General features: G+C 69.7%; 13 protein-coding genes. 8 read left to right on the plus strand and 5 right to left on the minus strand.

Annotated elements, in window-relative coordinates; translation table 11 throughout:
- Positions 1-74: 74 nt before the first annotated feature.
- The 4 genes from AB8810_RS03715 to AB8810_RS03730 form a co-directional block, all read right to left on the minus strand.
- Positions 75-1,370, minus strand: a complete 1,296-nt coding sequence (locus AB8810_RS03715) for a carbohydrate porin (protein WP_369915598.1) — start codon at positions 1,368-1,370, stop codon at positions 75-77.
- 283 nt (positions 1,371-1,653) lie between these two features.
- Positions 1,654-2,583: a dihydrodipicolinate synthase family protein gene (locus AB8810_RS03720; RefSeq protein WP_369915599.1), complete on the minus strand. Its 930-nt coding sequence runs from the start codon at positions 2,581-2,583 to the stop codon at positions 1,654-1,656.
- Positions 2,584-2,697: 114 nt separating this feature from the next.
- Entirely contained in the window at positions 2,698-4,095 is a 1,398-nt protein-coding gene (locus AB8810_RS03725) for an MFS transporter (RefSeq protein ID WP_241093858.1), read from the minus strand.
- A gap of 103 nt (positions 4,096-4,198) precedes the next feature.
- Positions 4,199-5,053 (minus strand): IclR family transcriptional regulator, encoded by an 855-nt coding sequence (locus tag AB8810_RS03730; protein WP_369915600.1) that lies wholly within the window; start codon positions 5,051-5,053, stop codon positions 4,199-4,201.
- 421 nt (positions 5,054-5,474) lie between these two features.
- Between AB8810_RS03730 and AB8810_RS03735 the strand changes: the two genes are divergently transcribed.
- On the plus strand, positions 5,475-5,945 hold the full coding sequence (locus AB8810_RS03735; RefSeq protein ID WP_369916609.1) for a hypothetical protein: 471 nt from the start codon (positions 5,475-5,477) through the stop codon (positions 5,943-5,945).
- Positions 5,946-5,975: 30 nt separating this feature from the next.
- Here AB8810_RS03735 and AB8810_RS03740 read toward each other — a convergent pair whose 3' ends face one another.
- A complete protein-coding gene (locus AB8810_RS03740; RefSeq protein WP_369915601.1) occupies positions 5,976-6,731 on the minus strand; it encodes a nuclear transport factor 2 family protein in 756 nt (251 codons plus the stop codon).
- 260 nt (positions 6,732-6,991) lie between these two features.
- Here AB8810_RS03740 and AB8810_RS03745 point away from each other — a divergent pair, with 260 nt between their 5' ends.
- The 7 genes from AB8810_RS03745 to AB8810_RS03775 all read left to right on the plus strand — a co-directional run bounded on the left by AB8810_RS03745 (position 6,992) and on the right by AB8810_RS03775 (position 25,716).
- Entirely contained in the window at positions 6,992-8,323 is a 1,332-nt protein-coding gene (locus AB8810_RS03745) for a sensor histidine kinase (protein WP_369915602.1), read from the plus strand.
- 69 nt (positions 8,324-8,392) lie between these two features.
- Positions 8,393-9,109, plus strand: a complete 717-nt coding sequence (locus AB8810_RS03750) for a response regulator transcription factor (RefSeq protein WP_369915603.1) — start codon at positions 8,393-8,395, stop codon at positions 9,107-9,109.
- Positions 9,110-9,585: 476 nt separating this feature from the next.
- The gene (locus AB8810_RS03755) at positions 9,586-17,217 is read left to right on the plus strand and encodes an SdrD B-like domain-containing protein (RefSeq protein WP_369915604.1); all 7,632 of its coding nucleotides are present in this window, start codon (positions 9,586-9,588) and stop codon (positions 17,215-17,217) included.
- Entirely contained in the window at positions 17,214-20,588 is a 3,375-nt protein-coding gene (locus AB8810_RS03760) for a hypothetical protein (RefSeq protein WP_369915605.1), read from the plus strand. Before AB8810_RS03755 ends, AB8810_RS03760 begins: the two co-directional genes overlap by 4 nt.
- Before the next feature lie 10 nt (positions 20,589-20,598).
- The gene (locus tag AB8810_RS03765; RefSeq protein WP_369915606.1) at positions 20,599-21,618 is read left to right on the plus strand and encodes an OmpA family protein; all 1,020 of its coding nucleotides are present in this window, start codon (positions 20,599-20,601) and stop codon (positions 21,616-21,618) included.
- An 834-nt stretch (positions 21,619-22,452) separates the two neighbouring features.
- Positions 22,453-23,256 (plus strand): lipo-like protein, encoded by an 804-nt coding sequence (locus tag AB8810_RS03770; protein ID WP_179567529.1) that lies wholly within the window; start codon positions 22,453-22,455, stop codon positions 23,254-23,256.
- Positions 23,257-23,454: 198 nt separating this feature from the next.
- The gene (locus AB8810_RS03775) at positions 23,455-25,716 is read left to right on the plus strand and encodes a methyl-accepting chemotaxis protein (RefSeq protein ID WP_369916610.1); all 2,262 of its coding nucleotides are present in this window, start codon (positions 23,455-23,457) and stop codon (positions 25,714-25,716) included.
- Positions 25,717-25,834 lie beyond the last annotated feature (118 nt).

Here is a 25,834-nt window from a genome sequence, read left to right on the forward strand (position 1 = left end):
CCAGGGGGCGCGCGGCCGTGCAAGCGCTGCAAGCCGCAGCGCCTGCCGCTATCGCGATGCGGCCCGCATGCGCTTCACTTCGGGGTGCCCAGCCCGCCGATGTTGACCATCACCCGCAGGCCGATCACCAGCGCGTTGTCCGGCGCGCGGCGCGCGGCGGTATTGCCCAGGATGTCGGGATTGACGATGTACTGGACGTTCGGAACCAGCGACAGCGGCAACTGCGCGACGCGATAGCTGTAGTTGAGTTCGAAGATGGTCTCGTTGCGCGAGATGTCCGGCGCGGCACCGCGCTTGCGCAGCAGGTCGTTCATGTAGCCCTGCTGATCGGCGCTGAAGCGGTAGTAGTTGGCGACCGCACCGAATCCGTCGCCGGGCCGCGAGGCGAACGGGCCGCTGTAGTACAGGCCGGCGGTGACCTGCAGGTCGTACACCTGGCGCGCATCCAGCGGCGCAGCGATGTTGCCGAACGCGACCAGCATGCGCTTGCCGGCCATGCCCTGCGGCCGGTAGAGCGCGCGTTCGCCCATCACGTAGGTGCCCCAGCGACCGCCGTCGTACATGCGCGCCTGCCCACCGACCAGGCCGCGCAATCCGCCGCTCCGGTTGTAGCGCAGGTCGCTGTAGTCGGCCGAGTTGTACCAGACGCCGGCCACGTAGCGCGGTGCGCCCCGGCCGAGCGCGGGGTCGGGCTCGTAGCCGACTTCCAGGGTGCCGAGCACGCCGCTGCTGTCGGCGGTGCTCCAGTCCAGGCCGTCGTTGTTCTTGCGCTGCGGATTGAGTTCGAACGCGCCGACCGAGACATAGCGCGCATCGGGCTTGTAGCGCAGCTTCGCGCCCCAGTTGACGTAGGGAAAGCCGACGAAGCCGCCATCGGCCTGGCTCAGCTGGAACGGGCAATCCGATGCGCCGACGAAGCGGCAACCGTAGCGGCTGCGCGCGAATTGCCAGGTGGTGTTCATGCGTCCGGCGACGAGTTGCCAGCGGCCATCGTCGAACGCCTGTTCCCAGGTCAGCTGCGCCAGCTGTGCTTGCTGCTGCTGGTACCAGTAGCCCTGCACCTTGACGCCGTTGCCGATCTGGCGCTGCGACAGGCTGTTGCCGTAGTACCAGGCGCCGGTGACGTGCAGGGTGGCGCCGGGAATGCCGAACAGGCGCTGCAGATCCAGGTCGGCGCCGGCGACCACGCCGCCGGCATTGCGATCGCCGCGCGACAGGCCGCCATCGGCGTTGCGCGCATAGTCGTTGGACCAGACGAAGCGCGGCGCGATGCCGTGTTCGTCCAGCCATCCATCGGGATCGGCGGCCATGGCGGTGGCGGGAAGGGCAGCGGCCGCCAGCAACGAGACAAAAGAAAGGGTTCTGGACATGGGACGCTCCACGGACGAGACGATGCGCTCGCTGGACGTGCGCGGCAGGTGCGCGGCGTCGCGGCAGTGCGCGAAGGGGAGACACCTTCCGGTCGTGGAGCCGCAGGACAGCGTCGCGTCCGTCGGCGACGGACACGGCCTGTGCGCAGATCTGTGGGGGGACCGGCAAAAGACGCGGTGACACAGCACAAAACGCGGTGCGCGGCGCCGATCCGCGAGCCATCGGCGCAGCGGATGGGCCGCGCCACTGCGCGGCCCATCGGACTGGCTGGAACCCGTCGGGTCAGGCCACCTTGCCGAGGCCGGCGGCGGCCATCGCGTCGGCGATTTCCTTGTCGGCGCCGTCGGCCAGCGGCAGCAGCGGCGAACGCACGGTGGCGTGATCGAGCAGGCCGCGTGCGGCCAGCGCCCACTTCAGCGCGACCGAGCCTTCCATGTGCGAGCCGCGGTGATAGACGCTCTTGGTCACCGGCAGCAGGCGGTCGTGCAGCGCACGCGCCTTGGCGTAGTCCTTGGCCTTGCCGGCGGCGATCATCTCGATCAGCGGCTCCGGGGCGATGCAGCCGTAGCCCACCAGCGCGCCGTCCACGTCGAACATGGTGTGCAGCAGGTATTCGTCGTGGCAGGTCAGCACCGGCACGTTCGGCCGCTCCTTGCGGAACACCGGGATCTCGGTGTCCCAGCGCTTCATGTTGCGCACGCCGTTCTTCATCGCGATCACGCCCGGCAGCGCGGCGATCTCCAGCAGCGTTTCCAGGTTGTAGGTGGCCTTGGTCACGTCCGGGTACTGGAACAGGATCATCGGCAGGCCGCTGGCTTCGTGGATGGCCTTGTAGCGATCCTGCGGCGCGCCCTTCTGGTAGCCGAAGCGCAGCCAGCCGTGCGAGGGATAGATCAGGCCCGCCGAGGCGCCGGCGGCGACCGCGCGCTTGGCTTCGTCGGCGGCCACCCGGGTGCCTTCCAGGGTGATGCCGGCGATGATCGGAATGCGGGCGTCGACGGCGTCGCGGAACGCCTCGATCACCTTGGCCTGCTCGTCGCGCTCCAGGAAGGTGCCTTCGCCGGCGTGGCCGAGCACGGTCAGGCCCTTGACGCCCTCGATGCCGCCCAGCCACTTGCCGATGCGCTTGATCGCGGGATAGTCGACGGCGCCGTCGCGGGTGAACGGGGTGACGGGCGCGGGAACCAGGCCTTTCAGGTCGATGTTGCTCATGCTGTTTTCCTCTTCTTCGGGTCAACGGGGGATGGAGTCGAACGCGGGGTCCGACGTGGGGTGGTGCGAAGCGAAGGCGCGCGGCGGGCTGCGCCGCCGCGGCCGGCGCCGGACTCAGGGCGAGAGTTCTTCCAGCGATTTGCCCTTGGTTTCCAGCGCGCACAGCAGCGTCACCGCCGCGCCGGCCAGCAGCACCGCGGCGAAGGCGACGAACACGTAGCGCAGGCCGATGCCGGCGATGACCGCGCCGACCACCAGCGGGCCGCTGGCCGAGCCCAGGCGCAGCCAGGCGCTGCCCAGGCCGGTGCCGATGGCGCGGATGCGGGTGGGATAGAGCTCGGCCGAATACAGGTACAGCGAGAAGGTGATGGTCTGCACCGCGGCATAGCCCAGCGCGGCGAACACCAGCACCTGCAGCGCCGAGGTGCCGCCCAGCATCGCCAGCGCCAGCAACGGGATGCTGCCGGCGGCGAAGGCGACGACGTACCAGCGCTTGCGTCCGACCCGGTCGATCGACAGCGCGCACACCACCGCGGCGGCGACGCCGGCCAGCGAGGTGAGGAAGCCGTAGGCGATGCTCTGCTGCAACGACAGCCCGAAATGCTGGCGGTACAGCGTCGGCAACCAGGTGATGATGCCGTTGGCCACCAGGTACGAACAGAACCACAGGCACCAGATCACCAGCGTGCGCTTGAGATAGACGCTGCCGAACAGTTCGCGCCAGTCCGAGCGCTGTGCCTTGGGCAGCGCGTTGCGGTCGAACACCGGCGCCGGCAGCGGGCCGTGGCGGCGCTCGGCGCTGCGCTCGAGGTCGGACACGATCGCGTCGGCCTTGTCGTAACGGCCCTTGGACGCCAGCCAGCGCGGCGATTCGAACATGAAGAAGCGCAGCGGGATCATGACCAGCGCCGGGATCAGCCCGACCATGAACATCGCCTTCCAGCCGTAGGCCGGCACCATGAAGTAGCCGATGCCGCCGGCGGCGACCAGGCCCAGCAGGAACATCACTTCGTACAGCAGGAAGAAGCGGCCGCGCTTTTTCGAGCCGATCAGTTCGTTGATGTAGGCGCTGGCCACCGGCACTTCGCCGCCGGTGCCGATGCCCTGGATGAAGCGGAACGCCATCATCGCCGCGGCGCCGCCGGCGAACAGGCAGGCCACGTCCATCGACACGAACAGCAGGATGGTGAACAGCAGCACGTGCAGGCGGCCGATGCGCTCGGCCAGCCAGCCGAAGAACACCGAGCCGAGCAACTGGCCCAGGTAGCCGGCCGACAGGATCATGCCGATCTGCGCCGGCGACAGGTTCCACTCCTTGGCCAGCACCGGCATCGCGTAGGCGATGGCGATCACCGTGTAGCCGTCGAAGAAGGTGGCGGCGCCGACGATGTTGCGCGCCCACCAGACCTGGCGGGTGATGGGCAGGCGTTCGAGCCGGGCGCCGATTTCCGCCTGCGCCTCGGCGGGCGGCAGCGAACGGGCGGTGGCGGCATTGGCGGTGGTGGTGGGCATGAGCATCGTTGCTGCCTCTCGCAGGACAAGGAGAACCCGGCGCGGGCGCCGGAGCGTCCACGAAGCGGTCGGATTGCAGGGGGCCGGGCGGGCGCCCGGACGGTCAGGTGCTGGGTGCGGTCACGGCGACGCTCCCGCTGGCCTGGATCGCGAAGGCGATGTCCTTGGCCGCGAGCAGGGTGGGTTGGAGGGCGGTGTTGAGCAGTTCGTCGTGGCTGGTGCGCACCGACGGCGCGGCGACGCTGATCGCGCCGAGCGGATAGGCGTCGGCATCCAGCACCGGCACCGCCAGCACGCGCAATCCCTCGGTCAGCATCGAATCGAGGATCACGTAGTTGTCGCGGCGGATGCGGTCGAAGGTGCCGAGCATGGCGGCGATCTCCGGCGCGTGCGGCGCGTGCACGTTCACTCCGGTCACCCGCGTCACTTCCGCCGGCGACAGATGCGCGAGCATGGCCAGGCCGATCGCGGTGCGGGTGCTGGGCACGGTGGTGCCGATGCGGATGTCCACGCCCAGCCGGGTGATGCCGGCACGCACCCGTTCGATGTAGAGCACGTCGGGACCCTGCAGCACCGCGAAGCTGGCCGCTTCGTTGACGTCGCTGACCAGCGCGCGCAGCAACGGCCGCACCACGCTGCGCAGGTCGCGGCGGGCGATGGCGTGGAAGCCGAGGTCCAGCACTTTCAGGGTCAGGCGGAAGCGGCGGCTTTCCGGAAGGCGATTCACGTAGCCCAACTCGACCAGCGTGTTGAGCATGCGGAACGTGGTCCCCGGATCGAGCCTGGCCAGCGCCGCGATCTGGCTCAGCGACAGTTCCTCGTGTTCGGAGGAAAACGCTTCGAGCACCCGGAACCCCTTCGCCAGCGATTGCACGGTGCTGCGCAGCTTCTTGTCCGCTGCGTCGCCGCTGTCCTCGGCGGCGACGTCCAACGCGCCTGGGGGGATGGTCTTGGTCATCGGCATGTCCTGGTGGCTGTCGTGCGTCGCCAGCTTGCCTAACCGGCTGGCTGGTGTCGCTTGACAAGCGTGTTTCGGATTGCGAAAATTATTTCGAAAGTACATGCCAAGATTCTGCCGGCGCCCTTGCCGCGTCAAGTTGCGCCGCAACATGCGTGGTGGGCGCGGCGCGGATGCGGGTGGCAATGCGACCGCGCGGCGCGCGACGATGCTGGCCAAGGCCAGCCCGACGGCGATCGGCGCCATGCCCGATCGAGCGGTTTCGCCATGCCGTGTCGGCGCTCGACCCTCCGCCGGTCCTGCCGTCCTTCGATCGATGCGAGATGGACTGCGGAGCGCCGTGTAGACGGACGCGTCTGCGGATTCGCGGCGCAAGCCGTGCTAACAGACAAGCGAGCGCGGCGCCGATAGCGTGGCGTGCATGGCCCGAACGAACCGTCAGCCGCCGCAACCGCCTGCGCAGAAATGGTGGCAGACGCTGTCGTTCAAACGCGCCGCCGCCGAGGTGTCGGCGGTGCTGGTGCTGGTCGGCGGCACTTACGGATGCGTGCAGTACGTGGAGGTCAAGCCGCTGGAGCGGCGTTTGGCCGAAGCGCAGGCCGCCGCGTGCAAGCCGGCGGCCAGTTCGCCCTCGATCGAGTTCAGCCTGTTGCCGGGCGACAGCCGCGTCCTATGGGAGGGCGCGCTGACGGTGACCAATGCGACGCGCGGCGGCGATGGCGGGAGGACACGGTTGCGGGCGACGCCGCGCGAGGGTGCGCCGGTCGAGCGCGCAGGGCTGTCGCCGGGCGACGGCTTCGATGTGCCGATTGCCGGACAAGGCACCTATCGGGTCTATCTGAAACGCAGCACGGCCGATTTCATCGAGGTGTCTGTGCTGCATCGGCCTTGAACCGCAGCACGCGAGGCCGCCGCCGCTGCCTCACTGCGCGGTTGCGGTCTCGACGATGGTGCCGTCCTCGTACACGCTCAGCTGGCGCATGCGTCCATCCGCTGCCGGCGCGAACACGAAGCGCAGGTCGCGTTCCTCGGCGAAGAAGCGCGTCGGCGATTCGGCGCGCAGGGTGACGGCCAACGCGCCGGCCGTGAGCTTCAGATGGTCGCCTTCCACGGCGACGCGGATGTCGCCGACCTTCTGGCCGAGATAGGTGCCGGCGTAGCCGGCCAGGACGTCGGGCGCCAACGTCAGGTGCGTGGCGGGCGCTACGTACGCCACCGCGCCGTGCGCATAGCTGTAGATGCGGCGCATGCGCCAGTGGCCATCGACCGCTTGCCAGAGATTGGTGAACTCGGCCTGGCCGTCCAACTGCTCGGGCTTGCCGTCGCGCTGCACGTAGAAGCGGTGCGTGCCCGACAGCAGCGCGAAGCCGCCGGCCAGCGGATGGAACTGCAGGCTGTCGGCGACGGCCTCGCGGCGCAGGTGCATCGCCGGGTCGGCGCAGGGGCCGTTGCGCAGGGATTGCAGCACCGCGGGCCTGGACGCGGTGAGGCCGGTCCTGTCGTGGTAGAACTCCACGTCGTCGGTGAGCAGCTCGCCCATCGCACGCATGTCGCAGGCGTTGTAGGCCTGCCAGTAGCGCGCATCGGCGGCGCGCACCGCCGCTGCGTCGTCGTCGGCCGCGGTTGCGGCGCCACTCAGGCTCAGCAGCACGCACAGGACAAGGTGGCGAAAGCGCATGGCGGGCTCCTGCAGCAGGACCGCGATTGCAGCGCACTTCCGCGCCGGTGGCGCGTGCAGTACGTCATGTGCACGAATGGGGCGGCAAGGCGGACGCGTGCGCCTCACGCGATCGCAAACGCGTGAAGGATGCGGATGGGACGCAATCGTCGCATACTGGTCGCGCAGGGGTGCGAGGGGAGGAGCGGTTGGCGGTGCTGAAGCGGGGAGATGGGACATTCAACCGGTTGCTGCACGGCCCGGCCAGATGGCTGCGCGCGGTGCCCATCGCCGATCCGGTGGATCTGCGCAATGCGCCGATGTTCCAGGTGGTGCTGTTGCTGTTCGGGACCTTGCCTGTCGCTGCGTGGCTGTATCGCGCGATCGCAGTGCCGGTTGCGTGGCGTCCCGGCGAATTGACCAGCCTGGCGTTGAGCGCGCTGTTCAGCGCGGTCGCGCTGCTGGGTGTGGTGCTGATCCGGTTCGGTCGGTTCCGCTGGGCCGCCTACCAGACGCTGTGCGTATTCGCGATCTCGGTCTTCGCGAGCTATGCCGCCAGCGGATTCGGTGGACAGCGCTTCGAGCAGCCGGTGCTGGTGGTGCCGATGGCGATCGCCGCGCTGGCGGTGGGACGGCCGGCGTTGTGGATGATGTTCGCCATTGTCGCGCTGTCGTTCGCGCTCGGAACGTACGTGGACCTGGGCAATGGCGAGCCGCACGACGTCATCGGCGATGCGCTCATCAGCGGTGTCATCTTCCTGCTGATCGCGGTGGTGCTGGACCGCACGTCGGCCGCGTTGCGGCAGAGCCTGCGCGATGCGCAGGCGCGCGCCGAGCAACTCGGCATCGCGCATGACACGTTGCGGCGCGAAGTGGAGGAGCGGCGCCAGGTCGAAGAGCAGCTGGTGAGCGCCAAGAAGGTGGAAGCGGTAGCGCGCCTGGCCTCCGGCCTCAACCATGATTTCAATCATCTGCTGAGCCTGGTGCTGGGCTACGTGCGCCAGGGGCGCCGCGCCAGCGATGCACAGGCGATCGGCGCAGCGTTCGATGGCGTCGAGGCGGCGGCCAGGCGCGCCACTGCGCTCAGCGCGAAGTTGCTCAGCTTCGGTCGCCAGGACGAGACCCAGGCCGAGGCGCTCGATCTGCGCGAACTGGTGGCGGCGCTGCAGCCGCTATTGAAGCAGGCGCTCAAGCCCGGCATCGCGCTCGATGTCCAGGTGCCGCCTGGGCTGCAGGTGCATTTCGACCGGCATCAGCTGGAGCTGATCCTGCTCAACCTGGTCGCCAATGCCGACGACGCGATGGAGCACAGCGGCACGGTGACCTTGCTGGGCCGACGTGTCGGCAGCGAAGCCTGGCTGCAGTGCCGCGATACCGGTCCGGGCATTCCCGCGGATCTGCACGACAAGATCTTCGAGCCGTTCTTCACCACCAAGCCTGCCGGCCAAGGCACCGGGCTCGGCCTGGCGATGGCGAACGGGCTGATGCAGCGGCATGGCGCGCGGATCTGGATCGACGCCGAGACCGGCACCGGCGCCGCGTTCGTGTTGAGCTTCCCGCACGAGCATGCGCAGCCGCCTGCGATGGCTGGCGCGAATGGCGGGCAGGGTTAGCCGCGTGGCGTGCGCTCGCTGCCTGGCGTATGCCGCGCGCGTGCCGTCGCCTTCTGCGAGCGGCCGGCGATGACCGCTTCGCAGGGCCTGGTGCTGGACGGTGTGCGGATCGCGGTGGTCGAGGACGACGCCGAACTGTGCGCGATCATCGTCGACGAGCTGGGCCACGAGGGCGCGCAGGTGCTCGGCTTCGGCAGCGCCGAAACGCTGTACCGACATCTGCTCGGCCATGTTTGCGATCTGGTGGTGCTGGATGTCGGGCTGCCGGGCGAGGACGGCTATTCGGTGGCGCGCTATCTGCGGCAGATCGCGCCGCAGGCGGGCATCGTGATGCTCACCGGCCGCGGCGCCAATCCCGACATGACCCGCGGCTTGCTGCAAGGCGCGGACATGTACCTGGTCAAGCCGCTGGATGTGGAACTGCTGATCGCCGCACTGGCCAATCTGCGTCGGCGCTTGCAGCCTGCCGCATCGCCGGAGGCGTTGCCGGCGCAGGAATGGCGCTTGAGCGACGACGGCTGGACGCTGTCCTCGCCAGCGCAGCGCACGCTGGCGCTGACCGAGGCCGAACGCGGCCTGCTGAAGGCGCTGTTCGCGCAACGCGGCGCGCCGGTGGACCGCGACACGCTGATCGCGGCGGTCACCGACGCGCCGTGGGACTTCGATCCCCACCGCCTGGAGGTGCTGGTGCATCGCCTGCGCGCACGGGTGGCCGCGGCCACCGCCGCGACGCTGCCGCTGCGTGCGGTGCGCGGGCAGGGATATCTGCTGGGCGACAACGCCTAGTCTTCGCCGCATCCGCATCCGCATCCGCATCGCGCGCGGAGCCGACGCCACGCGATCGGTAGACAGATTGCGCGTTTCACCCGCCATGCCAGCGCGCCGCCTTCCGTCACAGTGCGGCCATGGGCCGCATCTCATTGCCATTGCGCCATGCGTCTCGCTGTGCGTGTGAGGAAGTGAGAGCGAACGCGAACTGCTGCTACTGACTGCCTGCGCGCCCCTGCGCAGAATCCGCGCCACCACACCGGCAGGCCTCGCCTGCGCTTTCGGGGTGGGTACCGATCCCGATCGTCAGCGCGCCCCGCACGGCCTAGGCCTGGGGCGCCGGTTCGTGGGTCCGGCTTGGATGCTTGGGGAGAGAGAGGCACATGGATCATTTGATGCGCGGCAGCCGTGCGGCTGCACTGCGGGCGTGGGCGCGTGCCGCCTGCGAACACCACCGGACCACGGCGTCGTCGGGGCGACGCTTGCGGTTGCTGATGGCCGTCCTGCTGTCGGCCGCGCCTGCGCTGGCCGCGGCCGCGGACCTGCAGATCACCAACCTGTCCGACACCGGCTACGATCCCACGCCGGCCGGGGGCAGCGTGGTCTACAGCGTCACCGTCGAGAACAGTGCCGCCGATACGGTCAACAACGCGGTGGTGATCTTCGACCTGCCCGCCGGTGCCCAGGCGGGCTCGCCGTTGCCGTCCTCCTGCAGCGTGGCCGCCGGCAACGCGCAGCGCATCGAATGCCGGGTCGGCACGCTGGTCGGGACCTTCTCTTCCAACGGCGCGCCGGTGACCTTCCAGTTGCCGGTGAGCACGGTCGGCCTGGCCCCGGGCACGATCGAGATCCGCGGCGCGATCGGCGTGGAAACCGGCCTGCCCGCGGCGAGCACGCCGATCGCCTCGCTGGCCGATGCCGATCCGTTCTTCGCCGGCGACAGCAACGCGGCCAACAATCGCCGCCTGGAAGCGACCACGCTGGAATCGGCGGGCGACCTGAGCGTGGAGAAGACCGCCACGCCGAACCCGGTCGTCGCCGGCGCCGAGGTCACCTATACCGTCACCGTGCGCAACGCCGGACCCAGCGCTTCGGCCGGCTTCACCGTGGTCGACACGCTGCCGGCCGCGGTGCAGTACGTGGCCAACAGCTTCAGCGGCAGCGGCTGGACCTTCAACAGCGGCAGCATGACCGCCACCCACGCCGGCGCGCTGGCCAATGGCGGCAGCAGCAGCTTCACCTTCCGCGCCCGCGTCACCGCGGCCAGCGGCAACATCGTCAACACCGCACGCGTGCAGGCCGGCTCCACGCCGGATCCGTTGCCCGACAACAACACCGGCAGCGTGACCACCACGGTCACCGCCGGCGCCGACCTGGCGCTGAGCAAGAGCGTCAACCCCTCGCCGGCGATCTCCGGCCAGCCGGTCACCTTCAACATCCAGGTGCGCAACCAGGGGCCGAGCGCCGCGGTCAATCCGCGCTTCGTGGACAACTTGCCCACCGGCTTCCTGGCCACCGGCGGCACCGTGCCGGCCGGCTGGACCTGCACCAACAGCAACGGCGACGCCACCCGCACCTGCGCGTTGAATGGCAGCCTGGCGGTCGGCGCCGTGGCCGATTTCACCATCGAGAGCACGGTGCCGGCGTCCGGCACCAACAGCAGCGGCGACGTCACCAACAGCGCCACCGCCAGCGCCGACACGCCGGACGCGAACAGCACCGACAACACCGGCAGCACCACCTTCACCGTGCTCGCCGACGGTGCCGACCTGTCGCTGCAGAAGACCAAGACCCCGGCGCTGGTGCCGGTGTGGAGCGGCATCGGCAGCGATCTGGACAGTCGCATGACCAGCAGCATCGTCGTGCGCAACATGGGACCGCGCCCGGCGACCGGGCAGGTGCAGACGGTGGATACGCTGGCGACCGGCGAAGAGCTGTTGCAGCCGGACGGCAGCGTGGCGCAGCCGGGCGTGGCGTTCGCCAGCGGCGCGTGGACCTGCACCGTGGACCAGGCCTACAGCGGCTCCAGCGTGCAGCACGTGACCTGCGATCTCGGTGCCGGTTCGCTGCCGTTGGCAGTGGGCGCGCAGGCGCCGACGCTGCAGTTGCTGACGCGCGCGCGCAGTTCCTCGGCCAACCTGCTCAACAACGCCTGTACCGGCGGCTCCGGCGGCTCGATCGAGCCGCTGACCGGCAACGGCATCGACCGCGACCCGGAAACCGGCAACGACTGCTCGGGCGCGGGCACCCGCACCACCGACGAGCGCGCCGACCTGTCCATCGCCAAGCAGACCAATGGTGCCGGCGCCGCCGACAACGTGCTGGCCGCCAACCAGGACACGCTCAGCTACACCCTGACCGTGACCAACAACGGCCCGGACAGCACCACCGGCGTGGTGGTCAACGACACCGTGCCCGGCTTCGTCAACGGCCGCACCCAGATCAGCGTGACCACCACCCCGGCCGGCTGGAACTGCGCCATCAACGGCGCCTCGGTGGTCTGCCGCTCCGGCACCAACGCGCTGGCCAACGGCGCCACCGCGCAGATCGTCATCCAGGTCCAGCGCGCGCTGTTCGACAGCTTCAACCAGCCCGCCGGCACCTGCGGCGGCACCGCCATCAGCGGCGCGTTCTGCAACACCGCCGGGGTCGGCATCGATGCGGCCGTGGCCGGTTCGGTGGGCGAGCTCAACGGCAACAACAACCAGGCCTCGGACTGGATCCGCATCGCGCGCGTGGCCAACGTCGCCACCACCGCCAAGACCATTTCCTCGGGCACGCCCGGCCGCGCCGGCGTCAACACCACCTATGTGATGTCCTACATCAACCGCGGCCCGTCGACGGTGCCCGGGGTGATCTTCCGCGACGTGTTCACCCTGCCGGCCAACGATTCGGGCTTCGTGCTGGTGTCCGCGCAGCGCACCGGTGCCGGCACCCAGGCCTGTACCGCCAGCGCTGGCGCCGGGGTGACGGTCACCGTCGACGCCGGCGGCACCTCCTACGCCAATCCGACCGGCGCGCCGGCGCAGGTCACCGTGCAATGCCCGGCGCTGCCCTCGCTCACCAACGAGCAGACCGAAACCCTGCAGGTGGTGATCCGGCCCAACGTCAACAGCGGCAACACCGGCCGCCAGTTCGACAACACCGCCGACTTCGTGGTGGACCTCGATGGCGACGGCAACGGCGATGCCACCGCGGGCACCGACGGCGACGGCAACACCTACGACTTCAATACCGACACCAGCGACGACAGCAAGAGCGCGCAGCTGCCGTTCGAGGCCGGCCAGGTCGACCTGATCACCAACAAGGTGGACACCGGCTTCACCGGCGGCGTGGATCCGCTCGGCTTCGACGCGACCAATGCCGCGGCGAACCTGATCACCTACCGCATCACCATCCGCAACAACGGCCCGTCGGTCGCCACCGACGTGCGCCTGGCCGACACCTTCACTCCGCCGTCCGGCCGCACCGTCACCTTCATCGGCGCCTCGGCCACGCCCACCGGCACCTTCGATCCGGCCGCCTGTTCGGTGACGTCCGGCAGCAACCCGACCGTGGGCGCGGTGCAGGTGCTGAACTGCCTGATGCCCGGCATCGGCTTCAGCAACAACGTCGCCGGCGTGGTCGCGTCCGGCCAGACCAGCACGCTGTACCTGCGCTACCGCTACGACACCCCGCCCGGCGCGGCCGGCGACACGGTCAGCAACCTGGCCCAGGCCACGTCCGCCGAGACCGACAGCAACACCGCCAACAACGGCGCCAGCCAGGAAACCACGATCCGCGCCTCCGCCGACGTGGGCGTGAGCAAGCACGTGATCACCACCGCGCCCGATGCCGATCCGGATGCGGCGCTGCCGGCCAACGCCACCTCGGTGGGCCTGCGCCAGCCGTTCTTCTACGTCATCGACGGCATCAACAACGGTCCCGGCGCGAGCCTGTCGCGCGACCGCAGCGGCAGCAGTCCGCTCAACGGCACCGGCACCGTGGTCAGCGACACGCTGCCCGCCGGGCTGGTGGTCGTCGGCCAGGTGAGCTGGCAGAAGAAGGGCCCGATCCCGGGCGGCGGCGGTGGCGAAGTGCCCAACGGCACCGGCAACTGCACCCAGGCCTCGGCCACGCTGACCTGCAACCTCGGCGACGTCACCGTCGGCGGCAAGCTGCGCATCGTGGTGCCGGTGCGCTGGGATGCCTATCCGGGCGCGTCGGCGATCAACAACACCGCGACCATCACCACCGAGCAGGTCGATCGCGTCCCGCCGAACAACACGTCCACCGTGCCGATCCTGGTCACCCGGGCGTCGCTGGTCGGTACCGTGTTCGAGGACCGCGACCGCGCGGGCGGCAATGGCGGCGTTCACCAGAACGGCGAACCCGGCATCGCCGGCGTCACCATCGTGCTGAGCGGCACCGACGCCTACGGCAATGCGGTCAACCGCAGCACCACCACCGCGGCCGACGGCAGCTACAGCTTCGACAACCTGTCGGCGGCCGGCGCGGGCGGCTACACGCTGACCCAGACCCAGCCCACTGGCTATCGCAACGGGCCGGTGGATCCGCCGGTCGCCGGCGCCAGCGCGCCGTCGCTGGGCGGCACCTATGCCGCCGGCAGCCCCAACTCCAGCTACACCACGATTCCGGTCGGCGCGACCGACGCGGCCGTGCGCTACGACTTCCCGGAAGTGCGTCGTCCCAGCCTGTCCGGCCGGGTCTACGTGGACCTGAACTTCAACAACGTGCGCGACGGCGGAGATCCGGCGATCGCCGGCGCCACCGTGGAACTGCTCGATGCCGTCACCGGCGCGGTGCTGGCCACCACCAGCACCGACGGCAACGGCGCCTACCGCTTCGACGACCTGGATCCGACGCTCACCTACAGCGTGCGCGAGCCGCTGCCGAGCGGGCAGTACAGCAACCGTCCCAGCGCGATCAATCCCGGCCAGATCGGCGGCGCGGCGTGCGCGGCGGGCACCTGCGTGGCCGGCACCGCGGTGGCCGCGCCCGGCGGCCCGGATGCGGCCAGCACCGATCGCATCTCGCAGATCCAGCTGGGCGCAGGCCTGGACGGCACCGAGTTCAACTTCGGCGAGAACCCCAGCGGCAGCGCGATCCAGGGACGGGTGTGGCGCGACGACGACAACGACGGCGTGATCGACCCGGCCGAGACCGGCCTGGCCGACGTGGAGCTGGTGCTGACCGGCACCGACCAGAACGGCCAGGCGGTCAACCTGACCACCAAGACCGATGCGACCGGCAACTACAGCTTCATCGGCCTGCTGCCGGGCACCTACACGGTGACCGAGCCGACCCAGCCGACCGGCACCCTCAACGGCAAGACCGTGCCCGGCGACAAGGGCGGCACCGCCACCGGCGTGACCACCACGCCGTCGGCGATCGCCACCATCGTGCTCGGCGCCAACCAGCAGGGCCAGCACTACGACTTCGGCGAAGTGGCGGCGGCGTCGCTGTCCGGCCGCGTGTACTACGACAACGACGACAACGGCGTGGTCGGCAGCGACGAATCGGGCATCGCCAACGTGCGCGTGGTGCTGACCGGCACCGACGATCTCGGCGCCGCGGTGCAGCTGAGCGTGCAGACCGACGCGCAGGGCCACTACCGCTTCGAGAACCTGCGTCCGGGCACCTACACGGTGACCGAACCCGATCAGCCCGCCGATACCCGCAACGGCGTCACCAGCGCCGGCACCGTCGGGGGCGCCACGCGCGGCGTGGCGACCCCGCGCGAGACCGTGCCGTCGACGATTTCCACGGTGGTCCTGGCCCCGGGCGCGCAGTCGATCGACAACAACTTCGGCGAGATCGCCAACACCCCTGACCTGGTCGTCAGCAAGCTCGCCGACCCGGTCAAGTTCACCGTCAACAACACCGCCAGCTACACGATCAGCGTGCGCAACATCGGCCCGCGTCCGACCGCCGGCGTGTACCAGGTGCAGGACCGCCTGCCGCCGGGCGTGACCCTGGCGGCGGTACCGACCGGCAACGGTTGGACCTGCACCGGCGCGGTCGGCGCCGACCGCTTCAGCTGCGACGCCAGTACGGTGATCGCGCCCGCGCAGACCGCCAGCGACCGCATCAAGGTGCAGGTCGCGGTCGGCGCGGCCGCGGCGACCGGCAATCCGGTCAACAACGCGGTGCTGGTGCAGGGCGGCGGCGAAGACGCCACGCACAGCCCGACGCCGACCGAACGCGGCGCGTTCGAGGGCGACGTGACCCAGCTGCCGGTGTGCGATCCGGCGATCACCCAGAACGCCTGCCGCGTGCCGACCCAGGTGCAGTTGGCGGCCTCGGTGTCGGGCACGGTGTGGTTCGACGGCGGCAGCGAAGAGCGCCTGCTCGACGGCAGCGACCAGCGCCTGCAGGGCTGGACCGTGGAGTTGGTCGATCCGGTCAGCGGCCAGGTCGTGCGCAGCACGGTCAGCGCCGCCGACGGCAGCTACCGCATCGGCGACGTGATTCCCGGGCAGAAGTGGAAGCTGCGCTTCCGCCACCCGGTGTCCGGTGCGGTGTGGGGTTGGCCGGTGAGCACGGAGAGCGCCTCCACGGTGGCGCCGTGCGCGGCCGATACCGCTATCGCCAACGGCAGCACCAGCTCGTGCCGGGTCAGCGAAGGCGGCAGCAGCGAACTGGAAGTGGTGCTCAAGGCCGGCGAGAACCTGCCGCAGCAGAGCCTGCCGGTGGATCCGTCGGGCGTGGTCTACGACGCGGTGACCCGCGATCCGGTACCGGGCGCGATCGTGACCCTGGCGCCGGTCGGCGTGTGCGCCGGCTACGACCCGGCCACCAGCCTGCTCAACACCGGCAGCGGCGGCTACCGCATCGACGGCAACGCGGTATCGATGACCGTCGGCAGCGACGGCGCCTACCAGTTCCTGTTCGGTCCGGCGGCGCCGGCACGCTGCGAGTTCCAGCTGACGGTGACCCCGCCGGGCGGCTACGTGTTCGTGTCCACGCTGATCCCGGCCGAGCCGCAGGCGCTGTCGCCGCCGGGCGACGCCGGTTCGCGCTACAGCGTGCAGCCCGACGCGCGCGCGCCGACCGGTCCGGTCGGCCCCGCCACCCAGTACTTCCTGACCCTGTTTGCCGGCTCCGGCACCGCCAACATCGTGCACAACCACATCCCGCTGGACACCGCGGTGGCCACCGGCCTGGCCATCACCAAGACCGGCGACCGCCAGACCGCCGAAGTGGGCGATACCGTGCAATACACCATCACCATCCGCCAGACCGCCGGCAGCCCGCTGCAGACGGTGAACGTGGTCGATCGCCTGCCGCGCGGCTTCACCTACATCGACGGCACCGCGCGCGCCAACGGCGTGGCCGTGGCCGAGCCGCTGGGCAAGCCGGGCCCGACCCTGGGCTTCGCCACCGGTCCGATCCAGGTCGGCCAGCAGATCGCGCTGACCTACCGGGTGCGCATCGGCGTCGGCGCGCAGCAGGGCGACGGCATCAACCGCGCGCAGGCGCACGGCTGCTCGATCGCCGGCGGCTGCATCGATCCGGTCTCGCTGCAACCGCGTTCCGGTTCGTTGCCGTCCAACCAGGCGCAGTACCGCGTGCGTGTCAGCGGCGGCGTGTTCACCGAGGAAGGTTGCGTGCTCGGCAAGGTGTTCGTGGATTGCAACGTCAACCACGTGCAGGACCGCGAAGAGCTCGGCATTCCCGGCGTGCGCCTGTACTTCGAGGACGGCACCTGGGTGATCAGCGATTCGGAAGGCAAGTACAGCTACTGCGGCCTGCCGCCGCAGAGCCACACGCTGAAGGTCGATGCCAGCACGCTGCCGGTCGGCTCGCGCCTGACCACCAGCAGCAACCGCAACCTCGGCGATGCCGACAGCCTGTTCATCGATCTCAAGAACGGCGAGCTGCATCGCGCCGACTTCGTCGAGGGCAGCTGTTCCAACCCGGTGATCGAGCAGGTCAAGGCGCGCCGCACGCAAGGCGAAGTGCGCGCGCCGGAAACCGAAACCGGCCATGCGCCGCTGCGCTTCAGCAGCAAGCCGCTGCGCGCGCCGCAGCAGGGCACCGACAGCCCGGCGCAAGCGCCGATCGTCAAGCCGCGCGGCACCCCACCGCCCGATGTCGCCGTTCCTGCGGAGGTGCAGCCATGAGCCGGCCCGTCACGACGCGCCGCCTGCCGCGGCTGACCCTGCTCGCCTGCGCCCTGGCCGCGCTGCCGGCGCTGGCCCAGCAGACGGTCGGCAGCAGCCGCTTCACGCCGGTGCTGGGCGAGGCCGGCACGCTGTACCCGCGCACGCCGAGCAGCGCCGACGCCGCCGCGCAGACGCTGGCGCCGCGCGGCACGCTCGACGCGCACGCCGCGCAGGGCATGGACCAGGTGCAGGTGGAGGTCGACCGCGATGGCGCGCCGGCCGACGGCCAGACGCCGGTGCACGTGACCGTGCGCCTGCTCGACGACGCCGGCAAGCCGTTGCAGGGCGAGCACTTCGCCACCGTCGAACACACCGGCGGCCGCATCCTGCTGCCGGGCTCGCGCACCGACGAACTGGGGCCGGGCGCGGCCGATGCCGACAAGGTCACCCCGGGCGTGCAGCTGCCGGTGCGCGACGGCGTGGCCGAGTTCGACCTGCTCGCGCCGGACCAGCCGCAGGACGTGGTGCTGCGGGTCAGCGCCGGCGGCCACAGCGCCGAAGGCACGATCGGGTTCGTGCCGGAGATGCGCGAGATGATCGCCACCGGCCTGATCGAGGGTGTGGTCAACTTCGGCCGCCGCGACAACAGCGGGCTGATCGCGCCGGTCGATCACGACGACGTGTTCGAACGCGACATCCGCCGCTGGGAAAAGCAATTCAACAACGGCAAGGCCAACGCTGCCGCGCGCACCGCGTTCTTCGTCAAGGGCCGGATCAAGGGCGAATACCTGCTCACCGCCGCCTACGATTCGGACAAGGACGTGCGCGGCCGGCTGCTGCGCGACATCCAGCCGGAAGAGTTCTATCCGGTGTACGGCGACTCCTCGCTGCGCGGCTTCGACGCGCGCTCGGCCGAGCGCCTGTACGTGCGCGTGGACAACCGCCGCAGCTATCTGCTGTACGGCGATTTCCAGACCGGCGACACGCTGGCCACCGCGACCGGCGTCGGCGCGCGCAGCAGCATGCCGCAGCGCAGCCTCGGCACCTACAACCGCACCGCCACCGGCCTGGGCTGGCACTACGAGAACGCACGCGTGCGCTCCAACGTGTTCGCCATCCAGGACTCGCTGCGCCAGGTGATCGAAGAATTCGCCAGCCAGGGCAGCGGCCCGTACGCACTGCGCAACAACGCGGTGCTGGAAGGCAGCGAGCGGGTGGAAGTGGTCGTGCGCGACCGCAACCAGCCCTCGCGGATCGTCTCGGTGCAGCCGCTGGCGCGGTTGGTGGACTACAGCTTCGAGCCGTTCTCGGGGCGCATCCTGCTCAACCAGTTCCTGGCCTCGTTCGACAGCGACCTCAATCCGGTGTCGCTGCGCATCACCTACGAACTCGACCAGGGCACCGAGCGCTTCTGGGTCTACGGCGCCGACGGCCAGCTGCGGCTGACCGATGCGCTGGAAGTCGGCGGCGCGGTGGTGGACGACCGCAACCCGTTCGCCGAATTCCGCATGGGCAGCGTCAACGCCGGCTACCGCTTCGGCCCGAATACCGCGATGGCGGTGGAGTTCGCGCGCACCCAGAGCGAGATCAACACCAACTCGATCAACCAGGTCGCCACCCCTGGCCTGCAGGATCTCAGCGGCCGCGTCGAAGGCGATGCGTGGCGCGTGGAGTTCGGCCACGACGGCGACAAGCTCGACGCCAACCTGTTCGCCGCGCGTACCGATCCGGCGTTCAACAACCCGGCCTCGCCGCTGTTCGGCGGGCGCGGCGAGTACAACGCCAAGGTCGACTACCACCTGACCGAGCGCGTGGAGCTGTATGCCGAAGGCCTGCGCAGCGAGGACCGCAATCCGGACGGCGGCAAGCGCGATGCCGGCGGTGCCGGCGTGCGCGTCGGCGCCACCGAAAGGCTCACCCTGGACGTCGGTGTGCGTTCGATCCGCGAGACCGTCGGCGCCTACTCGCCGTGGTCCTCGGGCCTGGGCTACGGCAACACGGGCGGCCTGACCGGCGGTTTCGCCACCGGCTCCGGCGGCGGCGCGCTCGGCTACGGCCAGCAGCCGCTGGATCCGTTGACCGGCCTGCCGGTGATCGGTTCCAGCAGCGCCGTCACCGGCACCGCCAGCGACCTGCCGATCGGCACCCGCCTGGAATCGGACAGCGCGCGCATCGGCGCCGGCTACCGCGTCGGCGCCAAGCTGTCGCTGGGCGCCGAGTACGAGCAGAGCGTGTCCGGCGAAGACCGCAACCGCATCGCCGCCGGCGTCGATTACCAGGTGCTGGAACGCAGCCGCCTGTACGGCCGCTACGAGAAGCAGACCGGCCTGACCAGCGCCTATGGCATCACCACCACCGACCGCGAGGCCGATGCGCTGGTGTTCGGTATCGACAGCAGCTACGTGCGCGACACCCAGGCGTTCTCCGAGTACCGCATGCGCGATGCGATCAGCGGCCGCGACGTGCAGGCCGCCTCCGGCATCCGCAATACCTGGGACGTGCGCGAGGGCGTGCGCCTGAGCAGCTCGGCCGAACACGTGAAGGTGTACGACGGCAACACCGGCGATGCCACCGGCCTGGCGCTGGCGCTGGACTATGGCGTCAACCCGCTGTGGCGCGGCTCGGTGCGGGTGGAGTACCGCATCAGCGGCGACGTCGCCCAGACCGCGACCGACGAGGCCTTCGACACCACGCTGGTGCAGTTCATGCTGGCGCGCAAGCTCAGCCGCGACTGGACCCTGCTCGGCCGCAACTACCTGCTGCAGACCAACTACGCCGCGCGCGGCGACGTGCTGCAGAACCGCTTCCAGCTGGGCGTGGCCTACCGCGATACCGACACCAACCGGATCAACGCGCTGGCCCGCTACGAGTACAAGCTGGAGCGCGACGAGAGCGGACTGACCCTGCTCGACGGGCAGGCGGTGGACGGCAGCAGCCAGGACATCAGCAGCCGTGCGCACATCGTCTCCACCCATGCCGACTGGCATCCGTCGCGGCCGTGGTGGCTGACCGCGCATGTGGCCGGCAAGTGGCAGCAGGACCGTTTCGCCTATGCCGACGGCGGCCGCGTGGACAGCCGCTTCCACGCGGTGCTGGTGTCCGGGCGCGTGGTCTACGACATCACCGAGAACTGGGACATCGGCGTGCTCGGCTCCACCTTCCGTGGCCAGAGCGGTTCCAACCAATACGCCTACGGCATGGAAGTGGGCCGGCTGCTGCGCCAGAACCTGTGGCTGTCGGCCGGCTACAACTGGTCCGGCTACACCGCCGACCGCGACCTGTCCGGTTACGAGTACACCCAGCAGGGCGTGTTCCTGCGCCTGCGCTTCAAATTCGACGAAGACCTGTTCCGCCGGGATCCGGTCCGTTACCGCGACCCGGCGCGCTGAGGAATCCATGATGACCACGACCCAACCCCGCTTCGTCCTGTCCCGCACCGTCGCCGCCGCCTTGCTGCTCGGCGCCTGTGCCGCCGGCAACGCCCAGACCCAGCTGTTGCCGCAGCAGCAACGCATCAGCGACGCCGCCATCGCCGCCGACCTGCACGGCTACCAATCCGTGCAGGACCGCATCCAGGCGCTCAACGACGGCGGCCGCCCGGTGCGCGACTACGCCTTGTCCAAGGCGCAATGCTGGCTCGACGTGTCCTTCCACGAATACACCCGCAACGACCGCAGCGCGTTCCCGCAAGGCGCGCTGAGCGAGTCGGAGAAGCTGGTGCAGCTGATGGAACAGGGCGCCGCGACGATCCCGACCGAGACCCCGCTGGTCAACGACGCCAAGTACCTGCGCGACGACCTGTGGCAGCGCCTGCGCGCGCTGCACGGCAGCGCCGGTTTCAGCTGCGCGCAGCAGGCGGCGGCCTGCGGCGAGGTCGAGCTGGTACACGCCGGCAACGAGTTCAACCAGCAGCAATGGCGCCATTCCAAGCCGTACATCCAGATCGCCGAGGACCTGGTCAACGACGCCGAGGCGCTGGCACGGCAGTGCGACGGGCCGAAGCAGGCGGACACGCCGGCGGCGGCGCCGATTCCGCTGGTGGCCAACGTGCTGTTCGAATTCGACCGCGACGGCTACAAGGACATCCGCACCCACTCGCTGGAAAGCCTGGATCGCGCGCTGGCACGCATCGCCGAAGAGAAGTTGACCTTGCAGAAGGTGGAGCTGGTCGGCCATGCCGACCGCATGGACGGCCGTGGCCACGACTACAACCAGGGCCTGTCCGAGCGCCGCGCGCGCACCGTGCGCGAGCTGCTGATCGGCCGCGGCGTCGCCGCCGACCGCATCCGCTACGAATACCGTGGCGACAGCCAGCAGGTGCAGCAGTGCGCCGGCGTGAAGCCGCGCGCGGCGCTGCTGGAATGCCTGCTGCCGAACCGCCGCGTCGAAGTGCGGCTGGTGGTCGGTCGCGGCGACTGACGGCACCTAGAGCCCCTCTCCCCCCGGGAGAGGGGTTGGGGTGAGGGTCCGGCGCGAAAGCGACTCGCGGAGTTTGGGTGCACGAGGCTCCACCCGGACCCTCATCCGCCCCTTCGGGGCACCTTCTCCCGATGGGAGAAGGGAACAGCGCTAGCCCCTCTCCCCTCGGGAGAGGGGTTGGGGTGAGGGTCCGGCGCGAAAGCGCCTCGCGGAGTTTGGGGGCACGAGGCTGCGCCCGTACCCTCATCCGCCCCTTCGGGGCACCTTCTCCCGATGGGAGAAGGGAACAGCGCTAGCCCCTCTCCCATCTTGAGAGGGGTTGGGGTGAGGGTCCGGCGCGAAGCGTCTCGCGGAGTTTGGGTGCACGAGGCTGCGCCCGTACCCTCATCCGGCCCTTCGGGCCACCTTCTCCCGACGGGAGAAGGGAACAGCGCTAGCCCCTCTCCCCTCGGGAGAGGGGTTGGGGTGAGGGTCCGACGCGAAGCGCCTCGCGGAGTTTGGGTGCACGAGGCTGCGCCCGTACCCTCATCCGGCCCTGCGGGCCACCTTCTCCCGATGGGAGAAGGGAACAGCGCTAGCCCCTCTCCCATCGGGAGAGGGGTTGGGGTGAGGGTACGGCGCGAAGCGTCTCGCTGTGTTTGGGCGCGCGAGGCTTCGCCCGCACCCTCATCCGCCCCTGCAGGGCACCTTCCCTCGAAAACGGGCCATGGTCCCGCCGGGAAAAGGAGGCGCGGCCGGCCGGGCAGCGCTCAAGAATTCCCGCGCAGCGCCGCCATCATGGTGAAGCGAAGTCGCTTTCGCCGCCCGGATCGGGCTGTCCATGAGGGAACGCGCATGCTGTCCTTGCCACGCCTGCTGGGTCGTCACCTGGCCAAGTTCCTGTCCAAGCCGCGCCGGCACCGCTCGGAACTGCCGACCAGTCCGCCGCAGCTGCTGCAGGCGACCTTGCGCAAGGGCGACGTGCTGCTGGTCGAGGGCAACAGCCGCTTCTCCACCGCGATCAAGTACCTGAGCCAGTCCACCTGGTCGCACGCCGCGCTGTACATCGGCGATCACCTGGGAACGGCGGCCGACGCGGACGCGCCGACCTTCTGCGACGTGGACATCAACGTCGGCGTGCGCGTGGTCGGGCTGAGCGAATTCGCCGGCCTGCACACGCGCATCTGCCGCCCGGTGGGACTGGGCGCCGACGAGATCGATGCGGTGGTCGACTACATGGTCAGCCGCGTCGGCAACAGCTACGACCTGAAGAACATCTTCGACCTGGCGCGCTACCTGATCCGCACCCCGCCGCTGCCGTCGTCGGTGAAGCGCCGCTTCCTGGAACTGGGCAGCGGCGAGCCGACCAAGGCGATCTGCTCGACGCTGCTGGCGCAGGCCTTCGGCGCGATCCGCTATCCGATCCTGCCGGAGATCGGCAGCGTGCCGGTGTCCGACGCGCAGGATGCGGAGATCCTGCACAACCGTCATTACAGCCTCTACCTGCCGCGCGACTTCGACGTCTCGCCCTATTTCAACGTGGTGAAGCCGCGCCTGCAATCCGGCTTCGATTTCCATCGGTTGGTGTGGCATGGCGATGCCGATGCCGATGCCGATGCAGACGTGGCGCAACGTCAACGCGTTGCACAGGTTGCCTGAAAGCGGTTGCAGTCTTCGCACCGCTCGGACCTGAATGCGGAGGTTCACCGCCGCGGCAGCGCGAAAACCGGCGATTCGATCACAACGCCTTCAGTTTCCTGCACCGCCAGGCGTCAAGTTTGCGGCGATCGCGGCCGATATCGGTGGATATACATCACCGGCATCGCCCTCAGGATCGCTATGAATCCCGTCCATTTCCTGCGTCGTCGCATCGCCAACCTGCCGATGACGCGCAAGTTCGTGGTGCTGTGCACCCTGCTCGCCATCGGTGTGATCCTGCTCGCCGTCGCCGCCGCGCGTCTGCAGTACCTGGACCTGGTGGATGCGCGCAAGCAGACCGTGAAGACCCAGATCGACATGGGCATGAGCGTCATCGAACACTATGCGGCCAAGGCCAAGCGCGGCGAACTCACCGAGGCGCAGGCCCAGGAAGCGGCCAAGTCGGCGCTGGCCGACATGAAGACCAACGGCGGTGTGGACTACTTCTTCATGCTCGACCCGCAGATGCGCATCCTGATGCATCCCAAGCGCAAGGTCGGCACCGACATGAGCGACTACAAGAGCGATGCCGGCGAATACGTGTACCGCGACATCCGCACCGCGGTGACCAGCGGCGACGGCTTCAGCTACTACAGCGCGCCCAAGCCGGGCAAGAAGGAGCAGCTGCCGAAGATCAGTTACGCCAAGCTGTACCCGCAGTGGAACTGGGTGCTGGTGATGGGCGTGTACGCCGAGGACATCCAGGTCGAGGCGCTGGGCTTCACCAAGATCCTGACCGTGATCGGCGCGGCCCTGGTCGGTCTGGTGGTCGGGCTGTGCTGGCTGATCGCCAGCGCCATCGTCACCCCGCTGCGCGCCGCCACGCGCACCGCCGAGGCCATCGCCTCGGGCCGTTTCGACAACACGATCAAGGTGGAATCGCGCGACGAGACCGGGCAGCTGATGACCAGCATGCAGCAGATGCAGACCCAGCTGCAGCGCTTCAACGGCGAGATGCAGACCCTGGTGCAGCTGCAGCAGGGCGACGACATCAGCCACCGCATGCCGGAGGATTTCCCCGGCGATTACGGCACCCTGGCGCGCGGCATGAACACCGCGCTGTTCGAACACCTGGACGCGATCATCGAGGCGATGACGATCATGGGCGAGTACGGCCGCGGCGATCTGCGCCGCGACATGCGCCGCCTGCCGGGCCAGCGCGCCGCGCTGCACGAAGCGCTGGATGCGGTGAAGAGCAACCTGTCGGCGATCAACGGCGACATCGCGCGCCTGGCCGATGCGGCGGCGCGCGGCGATTTCTCCGCACGCGGCGACGAGGCGCGCTACCAGTTCGCGTTCAAGGAAATGGTGGAAGCGCTGAACCGGCTGATGCGGCAGGCCGAAAGCGGCCTGGCCGACGTGGGCCGGATCATGGGCGCGATCGCCGACGGCGATCTGTCGCAGCGCGTGGACGTGCGCTACGAGGGCGCCTTCGGCCAGCTGGCCGAGGCCGCCAACCGCACCGCCGAGCAGCTGACCACGATCGTGCAAGGCATCCAGCGCTCGGCCGAATCGATCAACACCGCCGCCGGCGAGATCGCAAGCGGCAACAGCGACCTGTCGGTGCGCACCGAGCAGCAGGCGGCGAGCCTGGAAGAAACCGCCGCGTCGATGGAAGAGCTGACCTCCACGGTCAAGCAGAACGCCGACAGCGCGCGCCAGGCCAACCAGCTGGTGCTGGGCGCCGGCGAAGTGGCCGAGAGCGGCGGCCGCGTGGTCGAGGACGTGGTCACCACGATGGCGTCGATCAGCGCCGCCTCCGCGCGCATCGCCGACATCATCGGCGTCATCGACGGCATCGCCTTCCAGACCAATATCCTGGCGTTGAACGCCGCGGTGGAAGCCGCGCGTGCCGGCGAGCAGGGCCGTGGCTTCGCCGTGGTCGCCTCGGAAGTGCGCTCGCTGGCGCAGCGCTCGGCGGCGGCGGCCAAGGAAATCAAGACGCTGATCTCCGACTCGGTGCAGGAAGTGGAGCAGGGCTCGACCCTGGTCGCGCGTGCCGGCACCACCATGGCCGAGGTGGTGACCTCGGTGAAGCGGGTCACCGACATCATGGCCGAGATCTCCGCGGCCAGCGCCGAGCAGAGTTCGGGCATCGAGCAGGTCAGCAAGACGGTGATGCAGCTGGACGAGACCACGCAGCAGAACGCGGCATTGGTGGAGGAAGCCACCGCGGCGGCGAAGAGCATGGAAGACCAGGCCTCGGACCTGACCCGTGCGGTGGCGGTGTTCCGTCTTGCCGGCGCCGCCAGGCCGGTGGCTGCGGTCGCGCCCAGGCCGGTGACGACCCAGGCCGCGGTCCGTCCGGTCGCCGCCGCACGCGCGCCGGTCAAGAAGGCGCCGGCAGCGGCTGCACGCCCGCTGGCGCGGAGCAAGCCCGGCGGCGCGCTGGCGGAAAGTTCGGAGTGGGAAGAGTTCTGAGCCAGCGCCACGACGTCCGTAACGGACGCCATGGCCGATGACGACGCCGATGCCTTGGCGCATCGGCGTCTTCGTTTCTGCGTTGGCCGCGGTCGGCGGCCGCCGCATCGTGGTGCGC

The sequence above is a fragment of the Xanthomonas sp. NCPPB 3005 genome (assembly GCF_041228095.2).
GTDB classification, from domain to species: Bacteria; Pseudomonadota; Gammaproteobacteria; order Xanthomonadales; family Xanthomonadaceae; genus Xanthomonas_A; species Xanthomonas_A bonasiae.

Excerpts from the sequence above, each read along its gene's own strand:
- AB8810_RS03765 (WP_369915606.1), top strand. The coding sequence starts at position 20,599 with ATGACCACGACCCAACCCCGCTTCGTCCTGTCCCGCACCGTCGCCGCC.
- AB8810_RS03760 (WP_369915605.1), top strand. The coding sequence starts at position 17,214 with ATGAGCCGGCCCGTCACGACGCGCCGCCTGCCGCGGCTGACCCTGCTC.
- AB8810_RS03720 (WP_369915599.1), bottom strand. The coding sequence starts at position 2,583 with ATGAGCAACATCGACCTGAAAGGCCTGGTTCCCGCGCCCGTCACCCCG.
- AB8810_RS03715 (WP_369915598.1), bottom strand. The coding sequence starts at position 1,370 with ATGTCCAGAACCCTTTCTTTTGTCTCGTTGCTGGCGGCCGCTGCCCTT.
- AB8810_RS03725 (WP_241093858.1), bottom strand. The coding sequence starts at position 4,095 with ATGCCCACCACCACCGCCAATGCCGCCACCGCCCGTTCGCTGCCGCCC.
- AB8810_RS03755 (WP_369915604.1), top strand. The coding sequence starts at position 9,586 with ATGGCCGTCCTGCTGTCGGCCGCGCCTGCGCTGGCCGCGGCCGCGGAC.
- AB8810_RS03740 (WP_369915601.1), bottom strand. The coding sequence starts at position 6,731 with ATGCGCTTTCGCCACCTTGTCCTGTGCGTGCTGCTGAGCCTGAGTGGC.
- AB8810_RS03750 (WP_369915603.1), top strand. The coding sequence starts at position 8,393 with ATGACCGCTTCGCAGGGCCTGGTGCTGGACGGTGTGCGGATCGCGGTG.
- AB8810_RS03730 (WP_369915600.1), bottom strand. The coding sequence starts at position 5,053 with ATGACCAAGACCATCCCCCCAGGCGCGTTGGACGTCGCCGCCGAGGAC.
- AB8810_RS03735 (WP_369916609.1), top strand. The coding sequence starts at position 5,475 with ATGGCCCGAACGAACCGTCAGCCGCCGCAACCGCCTGCGCAGAAATGG.
- AB8810_RS03770 (WP_179567529.1), top strand. The coding sequence starts at position 22,453 with ATGCTGTCCTTGCCACGCCTGCTGGGTCGTCACCTGGCCAAGTTCCTG.